Genomic DNA, 12,926 nt, shown 5'->3' with positions numbered 1-12,926 from the left:
TTTATATACGAGTTGTTTGGATTTCTTTATGTATAAACCAACCGCAATTTTGTGGCAGCCGACATTACCTACATTTTTAAAATATTCTGTACTGGGAACTGCGCTTGCTTCTCTAGGACTGACGGGCTGTTCAGCTACACAAAGTGCGACCCAAACAGCGTCAAGCAAGCAGGTTGGATCACAATATCTGGATGCTAGCAGTCTGGATGGACTCGAAGATTTACTCTCTGCAACAGATATGCGTGCAGTCGAAGGCGACCGTTTACAGATTCTGAAACATGGTGATGTCTGGAAACGTATGACTGTGGGTTTCAAGATGGACTTAAGTGTCTGGAATCCGCGGATTGATGCGCAGCGTGGCTGGTTTATTTCACGTCAGCCTTATCTGGATCGCTTAAGTGCGCGTGCATCACGTTATTTATATTACACAGTAAAAGAAGCAGAACGCCGTGGCATGCCAACCGAGTTGGCACTGTTACCAATTATCGAAAGTTCTTATGACCCGGCTGCGACCAGTAGTGCGGCGGCGGCAGGTTTATGGCAGTTTATTCCAAGTACCGGCCGCATTTATGGTTTAAAGCAGACTTCTTTATACGATGGTCGTCGTGATGTAGTGGAATCGACCCGTGCAGCCTATGAGTTTTTGGGCAGTCTGTATAACCAGTTTGGTTCTTGGGAATTGGCGCTCGCTTCCTATAATGCAGGCCCAGGCCGTATCCAGCAGGCGATTAACCGTAACAAAGCTGCAGGTCTGCCTACCGATTATTGGTCATTGAAATTGCCACAAGAAACTATGAGCTATGTGCCACGTTTTCTGGCAGTTGCACAGATTATTAAAAATCCAGGCAGTTATGGGGTGAGTTTGCCACCGATTGCCAACCGTCCGCATTTCCGTGAAGTGCCAGTGGGCGTTGCCAGTTTAAATGAAATTGCAGCCATCACTGGTCTAAGCCGTGCAGAACTGTATCAATTAAACCCGGGTCATCGTGGTGATCATATTGATCCTGCAAGTCCGCGCCGTATTCTGATTCCAGCTGACCTAAGTCCTTCAGTCGATGAGAAGCTGAAAAAATTATCCGGCTCAGGCGGTTTATGGGCGAGTAACACGAGCAGCCTGCCGCGAAATACGACGACAGTGGTGCCCACCAGAGCAGCACCGCCAGAATTAAATACGAAAACGATTACGCCTTCTAAACAGACTCCGCCAGCGGTTGTTAGTAATCAGCCTGCAACGACCGTTGCTAAAACAACGACTCCGGCTAAAGCTGCAAGTACGCCACCTGTCGTCACAGCAGCGGTAAGTACCGCGACAACGGCCAATACTGTAACGAAGACTACGAAAAAGATTTCGACGCCTAAAGGCTCATCTGCCTTGGCCAGTTTTGCGGCACAAAGTGATTTGCCGATTCCAAGTGCGCCGCGTATTCCGGTAGCTGTAACACCTGCAGCGCCAGCGAAACAGATTCAGGTCGAACCACCGATTTCGGCAGCTGAGCGTCAGCAAGTTGAGCAGGCGGTCATCGCACAGGATATTCAGAAAACTGTAGATGAAATTCTGCAGCCTGTCGCAACACCGGCAGAACAGGCCCAAGTGGTTGAAGAGCTGAAAGCATTGGCGCCGGCTGGCACAGAAATTGTTGATCCTTATGATGGTAAAATCAAGCTGACTGCCATTCAAACCAGCCTGTCTGTGGCTGAGCAGCAAGGTAAAGAACTGACAAAAGGCTTCTCTTATCCAAAAGAAGTTGCTGACAATACCACTGCGAATTCGGTTGAAGCCCAGCTGAATCAGGGCAAAAATTACGTCAAGACTGATTCTGAAGTGGTGGTGGTTGCTCCAAAAGGCAAACGCAGTACCTATAAGGTGTTACCAGGTGATAATCTGGCAATGATTGCGGCTAAAAATGGCGTGAACTGGCGTGATGTGGCGAAATGGAACCAGATTGATCCAAATTCTCCGCTGTATGTGGGTACCACCATTTATCTGTATGATGCCAAACCGGTACAGGAAGCCAGCAAAGCCAAAGAAAAGCCGGAAACTTATGTGGTTCAGGCCAATGACTCTCTGACTAGCGTAGCGAATCAGTTTGGTTTTAGCGTGAAACAACTGGCTGATTTTAATGGACTGAGTACCAATAGCGGTCTGTTTGTTGGGCAAAAGCTGTCACTGAAAGAAACGGTTGCCTCTAAATCTAAAGCTGAAGAGATTAAAAAAGCTGAAACTGCCAAGGTTCAGACCAAATCTTATACGGTGAAACGCGGTGAATATCTGAAACTGATTGCCGATCGTTACGGGCTTTCAAATACCGAACTGGCATCATTAACGTCGGGTCTGACTGCCGGTAGCAGTCTGATGGTGGGACAGAAAATCAATGTACCACTTCAGGAAGTTGAAGGGCTAACGGCATCTAGCCAGAAAACTGAGCAGAAGTTTGAAAATGTCAAAGTCGATCAGACTGCGACTGAAAACTATCAGGTCAAACGCGGTGAAACCCTGTATAGCATTGCCAGTCAAAGCAAGCTGAGTCTTTCTGAACTGGCTGCACTGAATGGGTTGTCTGCCAATAGTGGTTTACGTATAGGTCAGACCATCAAGATTCCAGCCGGCAGTCAAATCCCTGAAACCTATACGGTTCAATCGGGTGATACGCTGACCGGTATTGCCGCAAGATATAATTTGTCAATGGACCAGGTGGCGAGCCTGAATGGCATGTCACGTAATGCAGGTTTGCGAGTGGGGCAGCGTCTGAAACTGAGTGGTGACGTGACAGAACCGGTAAGTGAAGTGGTCGCGGAAACTGCGGTCAAGAATACAAAATCGGATTCGCATGTGGTGAAGTCAGGGGAAACCTTAAGCTCTATTGCACGTCAGTATCATTTACAACTGCAATATCTGGCAGATTTGAACGGCCTGAATACCAATAGCACAGTGCGTATTGGTCAGCGTTTAAAAATTGAGGGTGACTTTCCGGCAGATAAAAAAGTTGAAGGCGTGAAAGTGGCAGCTAAGCCTGTAGCTTCTAAGGCAACTGAATCCTATACGGTAAAATCCGGTGAATCCCTGAATGCAATTGCCAGCCGCTTGGGCATGAGCGTGACCGACCTTGCTCAGTTAAATAATCTGAGTCCACGTGCAGGATTACGTGTCAGTCAAACTATTCAGATTCCAAAACTGGTGACGGATTATAAAGTCAAACGTGGTGATACCTTAATCGGTCTGGCCTCACGTTATGGTCTGAACAGCAATGAACTGGCGGAAATGAATGATCTCAAACCGAATACACAATTGCGTATTGGTGATGTGATTAAAGTGCCGAATTAATGAATGGATCATGAGATTCGCTCATTTATTTAAAACTTTCAGGTTGATCTGGCTAGCCCTACTGCTCGTGAGTAGCAGTTGGGCAGCCCTGATCACGACCCCATATATTGCACTACATAGTCAGCCGAAATATGCTCAGGCCAAATCCCTACCTTATGCCAATCCGCAAGCACCGAAAGGCGGTACGCTGATTCTGGCAGCTGATGGCAGTTTCGATAATTTGAACAGCATGAATGGCAAGGGCAATGTCACTGAAGGGGGCAACTATATTTTTGACAGTTTGCTGTCCAAGTCACTGGATGAGCCCGGTGTGTACTATCCCTTGCTGGCGGAAAAAGTCAGTTTTGACCCCAAGAAAACCGCCTTTATTATTTTTCATTTAAATCCGAAAGCACGGTTTAGTAATGGCCAGCCGGTAACTGCACAAGATGTCAAATACAGTTTTGAGTTGTTTCAGACCCAGTCCAATTTTGGCCTGCAGATGTATCTGGCTGATTTAAACCGGCTGGAAGTCCTGTCACCTTTACAGGTCAAAATGCATTTTAAATCCGGACATAATCCGGAAATGGCGATGATTGTCGCGCAGATGCCCATTTATTCTAAACAGGAATGGCAAAAGCGTAATTTTAAAGAATTGACGCTGAAACCGATGCTGGGTTCAGGGCCTTATGTCATTGAACACATAGATGCTGGACGTAGTATTAGCTACAAACGTAATCCCGGATACTGGGGAAAAGACTTGATGGTCAACCGCGGGCGTTATAATTTTGACCGGATCAAGTATCGTTATTATCGTAGTCCTGAAATCAAGTTCGAAGCTTTCAAGTCGGGCCAATTTACCTTGCATGAGGAAAAACAGGTCAACCGCTGGGTGAAAGACTACCAGTTTCCTGCCGTTCGGCAAGGACAGGTGCAGCGTTACCGCTTTCAGCATCACAACCCGATTCCGACCCAGAGTCTGATATTCAATACCCGCCGTCAGCCTTTTGCCGATATCCGTTTCCGCCAAGCCTTGAGTTTTGCCTATGACTTTGAATGGCTGAATAAAGCCATGTTCTATGGTGAATATCAGCGCCTGAACAGCTTTTTTTCCAATAGCGAGCTTGCATCTCATGGACGGCCAGGCATTCAAGAACTACACATTTTAAAACCCCATTTAAAGCAGCTTGATCCGGTTCAACGTCAGGCTGTACTGCAGGACTGGAAATATCCTCAGTCAGATGCCTCCGGTTTTAACCGGAACAATCTGTTAAAAGCCCGTCAATTGCTATTAAAGGCAGGCTATCGTTATCAACAGGGGAAGTTGGTCAATGCTGCGGGTCAACCGGTACAGATTGAGTTCCTGTTGCATCAGGCGGAGCAACAGCGTGATCTGATGCCATATCTACGTCATTTAAAACGCTTGGGCATTCAGGCCAGCATTCGTATGGTAGAAACCGCGCAATATTATGAACGGCTGCGGAATTATCAGTTTGATATGATTGTTGATACCATGCCGCAATCCCTGACACCGGGGCAGGAGCAGAAACAGTTCTGGGGCAGTCAGGCCGCAGCGCAGTCAGGTAATTATAATTATGCCGGTATTCGAAATCCGGCCATTGATGGAGTCATTCAGCAGGTGACTCAAGCTCAAAACCGTGAACAGCTGGTGAATAGTACCCGAGCATTAGACCGTTTACTGCGAGCAGGCTATTATCATATTCTGACTTATGGTACGGGCGAATACTGGTATGCTTACTGGAATATGTATCAGCAGCCGCAACGAAAACCTAAACTCTCCGCCGGGATTGATTACTGGTGGGTCGATGCGGCAAAGGCCAGACATGTGGCTGATTATTTCAAACAGCGTTAAGCTCCAAGCCTATCAGGGAGTGCCATGAGCACTTATATTCTCAAACGTCTGTTGCTGATGATTCCAACCTTGCTGATCATTTTGCTGATCAATTTCATGGTGATCCAGCTGGCACCCGGTGGTCCGGTGGAGCAGGCGATTTATCAGGCGCAACAGGTCAATGGTTTGGCGCATACCGGATTGCAGTATCAGGGAAAGCAAGGCCTCACACCGGAGATGCTTGAGCAGATTAATATCCAGTACGGCTTTGACCAGCCGCTGCATATTCGCTTTTGGGAAATGCTAACGCGTTATGCGCAGTTTGATCTGGGGCAGAGTTTTTTCAAAGACAAACCTGTGACTGAACTCATCTGGGAAAAATTGCCAGTATCGCTTTCTTTAGGCCTGTGGAGTACCTTGCTGATTTATCTGGTCTCCATTCCTTTAGGGATTAGAAAAGCCCGAAAACATGGCAGTCTGTTTGATCAGACTACCTCTCTAGTGTTGGCAGTAGGCTATGCCATTCCAGCCTTTATTTTTGCCATTTTACTCATCATATTTTTTGCTGGTGGGTCTTATCTGCACTGGTTTCCCTTGCAGGGAATTCGCTCTGAAAATTTTGCTGAACTCTCATTCTTTGCGAAAATTCAGGATTATTTCTGGCATATGGCCTTGCCGCTGTTGGCCATGGTGCTTGGCGGATTTGCCAGTTTGACCTATCTGGTCAAATTTTCCTTTGTAGAAGAGCTGACTAAGCAATATGTCTTGGCTGCGCGGGCCAAAGGTTTAACTGAACATGCAGTGCTGTATCGGCATGTATTCCGGAATGCCATTTTAGTGCTTATCGCAGGTTTGCCTGAAGTTCTGATCGGGGTGTTTTTTGTGGGAAACCTGTTTATCGAGATTATCTTTAATCTGGATGGCTTGGGTGTTTTAGGCTTTGAGGCGATTATTCAGCGTGACTATCCGGTGATTTTTGGTACTTTGTTTATTTTTACTTTGCTCGGCCTGATACTGCGTTTACTCAGTGATTTGCTGTATCAACTGATTGATCCACGGATTCATTTCAGTTCACGTCGAGGATCACAATAATGTCTTCCTTGATGCAAGCACGCTGGCAACGTTTTAAGCAGCATACGCTGGGCTTTAGCTGCTTTATTATTTTCAGTGCTATTTTCATCATTTCCTTGGGTGCAGAACTGATTGCTAACGATAAGCCCTTACTGGTGAAATATGATCATGCTTTTTATCTGCCCATCCTGAAATCCTATCCGGAAACCAAGTTTGGCGGAGTATTTGAGACAGAAGCAGAATATAAAGATCCGGCTGTGCAGCAACTGATTGCAGAAAAAGGCTGGGCGATCTGGCCCATCATTCCGTTTTCCTATCAAATGCCAAATTTTGAACTGGCTGAACCGGTGCCTTCGCCCCCGAGTGCGCAAAACTGGCTGGGAACAGATGACCAGGGCCGTGATGTTCTGGCACGGATTCTATATGGCTTAAGGATTTCATTACTGTTTGGTTTTGCTCTGACTTTATTGTCTGCGGCGTTGGGAATTTTAGCAGGGGCAATTCAGGGTTATTATGGTGGATGGATTGACCTGATCGGACAACGCATACTCGAAGTCTGGAGCGGTTTGCCGATGCTGTTTATGGTGATGGTACTGGTCAGTCTGTTTACCCCGAGTATTTACTGGCTATTTCTGATCATGCTGTTATTTGGCTGGACCACACTGGTGAGTATGGTGCGCGCTGAGTTTTTGCGCGCCAGAAATCTGGAATATGTCTGGGCAGTAAAAAGTATCGGGGCGGGGGATGGACGGATCATGTTCAAACATATTCTCCCCAATGTGATAGGTTCTAGCCTGTCACAGTTACCTTTTATGCTAACCGCCAATATTACTGCACTGACAGCGCTGGATTTTTTAGGGTATGGTCTGCCACCCGATTCGGCATCCCTCGGGGAACTCTTGCTTCAGGCCAAAAACAACTTAAATGCGCCGTGGCTGGCATTGTCGGGATTCTTTAGTTTGGCGATTGTACTGAGTTTGCTGATCTATATGGGAGAAGCGGTACGGGATGCTTTTGATCCAAGAAACTAAATCACAAAAATCTTTAACCATAAGAAAATAAGCAGATAAAAATTGTGTAAATTTGACAAGACTGATTGTCAATTGTTCTGGCTTACGTTATAAACGAGTACAAAATAAAAGTAACGTATCAGGACAGATCATGACTCAATTGGCCGATTCCATTCAAATTCGCAATACCACTTTTAAAAACCGCATCATCAAAGGTGCCATGAGTGAAGCACTGGCCAATGATGCCGGCCAACCCAATCAGGCGCATTTCAAGTTGTATGAAGCATGGGCCGAAGGTGGCTTGGGTTGTGCTATTACGGGTAATGTCATGGTGGATTATCGTGCCAAGAATGAACCGGGCGTCGTAGTGGTAGAAACAGAACGCGATCTGGCGCAGCTTAAAGTCTGGGCCGACGTAGGCAAACAGCATGGCATGGTACAATTGGTCCAGTTGTCGCATCCGGGCCGCCAGTGTCCCAAGGGCCTGAATCAAGAAACGGTTGCACCGTCCGCAGTCCCATTTAGTCCGGCTTTGGCAATGAGCTTTGGAACCCCGCGGGAACTGCGTGAAGATGAAATCCTGGATATTATCCAGCGCTTTGCCACTTCGGCTGCTATCTGTGAAAAAGCAGGATTTGAGGGGGTGCAGTTGCATGGGGCACATGGTTATCTGATTAGCCAGTTTCTGTCACCGCTGACCAATAAGCGTCAGGATCAATGGGGTGGTAGTATTGAGAATCGTACCCGTTTCTTGCTGCAAACCTATCAGGCTGTTCGTGCTGCGACTTCGGAAAATTTTATTATTTCAGTCAAGCTGAATTCAGCTGATTTCCAGCGTGGCGGTATTAGCGAAGAAGATGTCATTTATGTCTTTAAGGCGATGGACGCTGCAGGCATTGATATCATTGAAGTGTCAGGTGGTAGCTATGAAGCACCTGCGATGGCCGGCGTGAAAGCAGACAAGCGCAAGGCCTCGACCATTGCTCGTGAAGCCTATTTCCTCGATTTTGCCGAAAAAATCCGTCAGGAAGTGAAGTGCCATATCATGGTCACTGGTGGATTCCGAACTGTTGAAGGCATGAATGCCGCGCTTGACAGTGGTGCTTGTGATTTTGTCGGGATTGCACGTCCCTTTGCGGTAGAACCTGACTTGGGCAATCGTCTGGTTGCAGGGCATGATGTACGTTATGCGGTTGAGAAAATTAAAACCGGTATTCCAATGGTCGACAAAATGGCGATTATGGAAATCATCTGGTATGCCGCGCAGTTTAAAGAAATTGCCAAAGGCAAGCAGCCTAATCCAAAGCTGTCACCACTAAAGGTCTTTTTGCAGTATCTGAAAGGCAATGTCAAAGCGGTGATCAAGGGACAATTAAACTCGCGAAAATCGGCTTAATCTTTATTAAAAAACCGGACACTGCAAATGTCCGGTTTTTTAATTTCTGGCACTTAGGGGTGCTTTAGGAATAATGCATCGCCTGGGTCTGAAAAGGAAATAATAACTGGCTTAACTGACGAGTCGCCCATAAACCAATTTCAGTATGATGCATATGCGGTGCAGTATAAGGAATCAGTAAATCAATTTTCTGTTCCGCACCTTCACAGCGCATGAAGCGACTTTTTAACTGATTCAAGCGCTGCTGGTCCATACGGCTCATTGCAGGTTCAATTTTTGCCTGTGATGGGGTTGCACTACGTGAGGACAGGCGAGTTGCCAAGCCTGCGCCCTGAATCCAGTCTTTAATAATCTGTTTTTCGGTCGCATTAAAGACCCCAAACATTTTACCTTCCGGATGATCGATCATTTTCCAGAAGCGACTTTGTTCCACTTGTGCATCTTTCACAATCCAGCCTTTTTCAATCATCACCTGCAAAAACTCGGCAATCTGGGCAGGATCGGATAACCAGTCATTGATGGTCTTGCCACTAAACTGGCATTTCTGATTATGAATATATTGACCAATCAGCGCTTTATTCTGGAACACTTTTAAAGCCATCTGTTCAATGTCCAGTTCCTTAATAATCTGAGAAGAACTTTTGCCGATGTCATTCAGGACATAGCCTTTTTTAATCAGCTCCAGATAAGTTTCCGGGTTTTCTGCATGATTAAAATGCTGGATAAATGCTTGCAGGGATTTCTGCGCATGACCATTGTGAGCATTATCAATAGTAATGTGCACATTGAAATAATGTGGATCGATACCCAGTTCAGCCAGTTCATAATTGGTGATTAACAGATGCAGCGGTAACTGTTCATAGCCGAGATTAAAGCCAATGACCAAAGGTAGGTATTTGGCCGGGGCATAAGCCAGTGCGAGCTGTACGGCAGCCTGTTCGTAGTAACTGTCATCCAAATGCTCGGCATAACTGTTCAGCTCATAATGACTCAACAGGTCCTGATACATGGTGACATGATTGGCACGCGGATGCCCTAAACCAAGCTCTTCGAGATAGATGTAAATCAAATCTTTCAACTCGGGCTGATTACAGTTTGGCACGGTTGAATACAACCAAGCACCATCGACCAGTTTAACCGGTGCAACTTTCGCCAGGAATTCGAAAGCATGAGAAACCGTCGGAAAATATTCCCGGGGCTGTTGCTGTTTCCGGCGATTGACATAGGTCTGGAAAGTCGCACAAACCTGATGATGTTGTTCTAAAAGATGCTGTTCAACCTGTGCAGGCTGATCCAACCATCCGAGAGTATCAATATTTAAATTTTTAATCAGATCACTCAAATAAGAGTCGGCTTTTTCGGTTTTGGTATATGTCGAAATTTCAGTATCTTGAAAAAAGTCGACCCAATCCTTAAAGCTTTTAATTTGATAATTATGATTTTTATTTGGCGATAAAGGTAAACTTAGCTCTGTGCTGACGAACATAATCTGATCCTTGCAGATTTCTCTTGATTTACCTTAACGTGCCCTCTAAAAGCAGGGTGTTGAATTTTTGTTCTAATTTATTGGTGTATTGCTTTAAATGAAAATGAACGGATATTTCTATGCATAGAAATGTTAAAACAATACAAATTGTAAAATTAAGAATGGGATGGCACCCCCCAGAAAGAGAGCTAGATTTGAACGAATGATAAAAACAGGGTTTAAAGATTCGAGAAATAAAATTTGCAAGATAAAAAAAAGCCCGAGTCGCAATGCTCGGGCTTTTTGTTGAGATGTTGCCATCTCGAATATGGCGTCCCTACGGGGATTCGAACCCCGGTTACCGCCGTGAAAGGGCGATGTCCTAGGCCTCTAGACGATAGGGACAGTACAGAAGATAAATTTTAAAACCGCTACTTTTAGCTTGAAGTAATGGCGTCCCTACGGGGATTCGAACCCCGGTTACCGCCGTGAAAGGGCGATGTCCTAGGCCTCTAGACGATAGGGACTTAATAAAATGTACTTCTGAAAATTGGCGTCCCTACGGGGATTCGAACCCCGGTTACCGCCGTGAAAGGGCGATGTCCTAGGCCTCTAGACGATAGGGACGTTTCAGAGGTGGGCGTATAATAGGGTGAAAACAGGGGGGTGTCAAACGCATTTCCATAAAAAAAATGATTTTCTGGATTGAGTGCGTAAATTTAAAACAATCTTGTGGAAATACTTGAAAATTACATGGTTTAAGCTGGATTTTTAAGCAATTCCAGAATTGCTTCTACCACCTGCGGATGCAGTAAATAGCCGGTAATGTCATGCGGGCGGTGAATATGGGTACGAATGCCGTGGTTAATAATGGCGGGTTGAAACTGAAATGGCGGTTGTGTAAGAGGAAAGGCGGTAAGAAAATCATCAGTTGAATAGAAATTTATCCAGTCGCCTGTAATTGCAGCAGGTCGGACAATGGGTTGCGGTAAATGTGACTGGATCACCTGGAAGGCTAATGGCGATCCGAGGGTAATAAAACGCTGTACATTCAGTCCAGGATGCTGAATAAGATAATTATAGGCAATCACACTGCCCAGAGAATGAGCAATCACAATACAAGGTTTGCGACCATTCAATTGCCGGGCAATCCGTTCATGAACTTCCTTCATGAAAGCAGGATTGTCGAGATACAGATAGGTTTCAATCAGAAATTTTTGAAGCAGGCTCCGATGCAAACTGGGAAAATAATTCAGCAATAATACAAAGTCTCGCAGTGCAACATTTTTGCTTAGCGTAGTAATAAATTTGAATTTCTGTTTGAAATCCATCGGCTCATTCAGATGAAGCTGGGGGAGATCGGAAATCACGGGCTTGCGCCAGCCAGGACGTGGAACTGGTGCAGGAAGTTGAGGATGGACAGGTTGACGGAAACGAAAGCTGGGCCATTGCTGGGGCATCAAGGTGCCAGCATTCAGGATGTTGCGGACGTTGTAGTGTGAAAGCAAGTCTCCATAAAATGGAATGTGAATATGACGTCGTAAATAACTGAATCTGGCATCATGACGGTGTTTGCGAATGCCTTTTTGAAGTATATGTAGCCAGCGCTGGCGGATCGATGCAGCACTATGATGTTGCTGGTTCATTCCATGAATAAAAATAACTTTCATCGATACCTCACGGAGGTCGATCTATATATTCACAGTATAGAGAAAATTGCGGCAAGCCAAGCTACACTTTTTGTGGCGTTAATGTGTAAATTATCTTTGATAAAACAATTATTAACAGACATCTGTATATTTATAAAAAAGGCAGAAAAAGCAGCAAATTGGTAGGTCCGGATGAAAGATTTCACTGAATAGAAGAAGAATATGAATAGAAGGGTAAAAGTTGAATTTAGAGTTTGGCGTGAGTCTTATAGTAATTCCAGGAGCGCTTTAATGACGTCCGGATGCTGAATATAACCATCAATATCATGCGGATGATAGATGGAGGTATGAATCTCCTGATTAATAATCGCTGGCTGAAGCTGGAAGGGTGGTTCTGATAGTGGAAAAGCAGTCAGAAAGTCATCGCTACAATAGAAATTTATCCAGTCGCCTGAAATTGCAGCAGGTCGTACAATCGGTTGCGGCAGATGAGCCTGGATGACCCGAAATGCCAACGGTGATCCGAGAGTAATAAAACGCTTGATATTCAGCTCCGGATGCTGAATCAAATAATTATAGGCAATCACGCTGCCGAGCGAATGTGCCACCAGAATCTGTGGCCTGCTGCTATAGAGTTGATTATGAATGCGGCGGTGAACTTCCTGCATAAAATGTGGGTTGGCCAAATAAAGATAAGTTTCCAGCAAAAACTTATGCAAAAAGCTGGCGTGTAAGCTGGGAAAATAATTGATGAGTACTGCAAAATCCCGCAAAGCGATATCTTTGCTTAATGCTGTAATGAATTTCAGTTTCTGATTGAAATTCAGGGCATCATCAAGATTTAGCTGCGGGACGTCACAAATTTGATAGGTGCACTGGTCTGGTGGCGGTGCCGGTTGCAGCTGTGCGGGATGTAAAAAAGGGAAATGCGGCCACTGTTGCGGCATCAAGGTGCTGGCATTTAAGACATTATGAAAATGATGCCGAGAAAGTAAATCGCCATAAAAAGGGATACGGATATGCCGCTTTAAATAAGTAAAACGGGCTTGCTGTTGTGGGTTTTTCCGAAGGCCTGTTTTGAGAAGATGCAGCCAATGTTGACGCAATGAAGTAGCCGTATACTGTTGCTTGTTCATGCCGTGAATAAACACAATTTTCATTGATGCACCATTAGGTTGCACA

Annotated in this window: 8 protein-coding genes and 3 tRNA genes; 5 read left to right on the top strand and 6 right to left on the bottom strand. The window is 45.4% G+C overall.

The window, feature by feature from the left end; all coding sequences use genetic code 11:
* Positions 1–28: 28 nt before the first annotated feature.
* The 5 genes from ACIG3F_RS06615 (at position 29) to ACIG3F_RS06595 (ending at position 8,630) form a co-directional block, all read left to right on the top strand.
* Positions 29–3,322, top strand: a complete 3,294-nt coding sequence (locus tag ACIG3F_RS06615) for a LysM peptidoglycan-binding domain-containing protein (RefSeq protein WP_396469650.1) — start codon at positions 29–31, stop codon at positions 3,320–3,322.
* A 10-nt stretch (positions 3,323–3,332) separates the two neighbouring features.
* Positions 3,333–5,174, top strand: a complete 1,842-nt coding sequence (locus ACIG3F_RS06610) for an extracellular solute-binding protein (protein ID WP_396469649.1) — start codon at positions 3,333–3,335, stop codon at positions 5,172–5,174.
* A gap of 24 nt (positions 5,175–5,198) precedes the next feature.
* Positions 5,199–6,245: a microcin C ABC transporter permease YejB gene (yejB, locus tag ACIG3F_RS06605; protein ID WP_396469648.1), complete on the top strand. Its 1,047-nt coding sequence runs from the start codon at positions 5,199–5,201 to the stop codon at positions 6,243–6,245.
* Positions 6,245–7,255, top strand: a complete 1,011-nt coding sequence (locus ACIG3F_RS06600) for an ABC transporter permease (protein ID WP_396469647.1) — start codon at positions 6,245–6,247, stop codon at positions 7,253–7,255. The genes yejB and ACIG3F_RS06600 overlap by 1 nt, the downstream gene beginning before the upstream one ends.
* Before the next feature lie 130 nt (positions 7,256–7,385).
* On the top strand, positions 7,386–8,630 hold the full coding sequence (locus ACIG3F_RS06595; RefSeq protein WP_148334381.1) for an NADH:flavin oxidoreductase/NADH oxidase family protein: 1,245 nt from the start codon (positions 7,386–7,388) through the stop codon (positions 8,628–8,630).
* A gap of 64 nt (positions 8,631–8,694) precedes the next feature.
* Here the strand turns inward: ACIG3F_RS06595 and ACIG3F_RS06590 are convergent, their stop codons facing one another.
* The 6 genes from ACIG3F_RS06590 to ACIG3F_RS06565 form a co-directional block, all read right to left on the bottom strand.
* Positions 8,695–10,116, bottom strand: coding sequence for an iron-containing redox enzyme family protein (locus ACIG3F_RS06590; RefSeq protein ID WP_396469646.1), 1,422 nt, complete (start codon positions 10,114–10,116; stop codon positions 8,695–8,697).
* 308 nt (positions 10,117–10,424) lie between these two features.
* Positions 10,425–10,500: transfer RNA gene (locus ACIG3F_RS06585), tRNA-Glu, on the bottom strand.
* A 46-nt stretch (positions 10,501–10,546) separates the two neighbouring features.
* Positions 10,547–10,622 (bottom strand) — tRNA-Glu (locus ACIG3F_RS06580).
* 24 nt (positions 10,623–10,646) lie between these two features.
* Positions 10,647–10,722 (bottom strand) — tRNA-Glu (locus tag ACIG3F_RS06575).
* Between the two features lie 131 nt (positions 10,723–10,853).
* The gene (locus ACIG3F_RS06570; protein WP_396469645.1) at positions 10,854–11,765 is read right to left on the bottom strand and encodes an alpha/beta hydrolase; all 912 of its coding nucleotides are present in this window, start codon (positions 11,763–11,765) and stop codon (positions 10,854–10,856) included.
* A gap of 245 nt (positions 11,766–12,010) precedes the next feature.
* Positions 12,011–12,904 carry an alpha/beta fold hydrolase gene (locus tag ACIG3F_RS06565; RefSeq protein ID WP_396469644.1) on the bottom strand — a complete coding sequence of 298 codons (894 nt, stop codon included), beginning with the start codon at positions 12,902–12,904 and terminating at the stop codon, positions 12,011–12,013.
* Between the last annotated feature and the right edge of the window lie 22 nt (positions 12,905–12,926).

The sequence above is a fragment of the Acinetobacter sp. NPDC052428 genome (assembly GCF_044547685.1).
Taxonomy (GTDB): Bacteria; Pseudomonadota; Gammaproteobacteria; order Pseudomonadales; family Moraxellaceae; genus Acinetobacter; species Acinetobacter lwoffii_G.
This window is presented reverse-complemented; position numbering and strand designations above follow the sequence as displayed.

What these genes read in the sequence shown, in the direction of transcription:
- ACIG3F_RS06615 (WP_396469650.1), top strand. Translation starts at nt 29, where the DNA reads ATGTATAAACCAACCGCAATTTTGTGGCAGCCGACATTACCTACATTT.
- ACIG3F_RS06610 (WP_396469649.1), top strand. Translation starts at nt 3,333, where the DNA reads ATGAGATTCGCTCATTTATTTAAAACTTTCAGGTTGATCTGGCTAGCC.
- yejB (WP_396469648.1), top strand. Translation starts at nt 5,199, where the DNA reads ATGAGCACTTATATTCTCAAACGTCTGTTGCTGATGATTCCAACCTTG.
- ACIG3F_RS06600 (WP_396469647.1), top strand. Translation starts at nt 6,245, where the DNA reads ATGTCTTCCTTGATGCAAGCACGCTGGCAACGTTTTAAGCAGCATACG.
- ACIG3F_RS06595 (WP_148334381.1), top strand. Translation starts at nt 7,386, where the DNA reads ATGACTCAATTGGCCGATTCCATTCAAATTCGCAATACCACTTTTAAA.
- ACIG3F_RS06590 (WP_396469646.1), bottom strand. Translation starts at nt 10,116, where the DNA reads ATGTTCGTCAGCACAGAGCTAAGTTTACCTTTATCGCCAAATAAAAAT.
- ACIG3F_RS06570 (WP_396469645.1), bottom strand. Translation starts at nt 11,765, where the DNA reads ATGAAAGTTATTTTTATTCATGGAATGAACCAGCAACATCATAGTGCT.
- ACIG3F_RS06565 (WP_396469644.1), bottom strand. Translation starts at nt 12,904, where the DNA reads ATGAAAATTGTGTTTATTCACGGCATGAACAAGCAACAGTATACGGCT.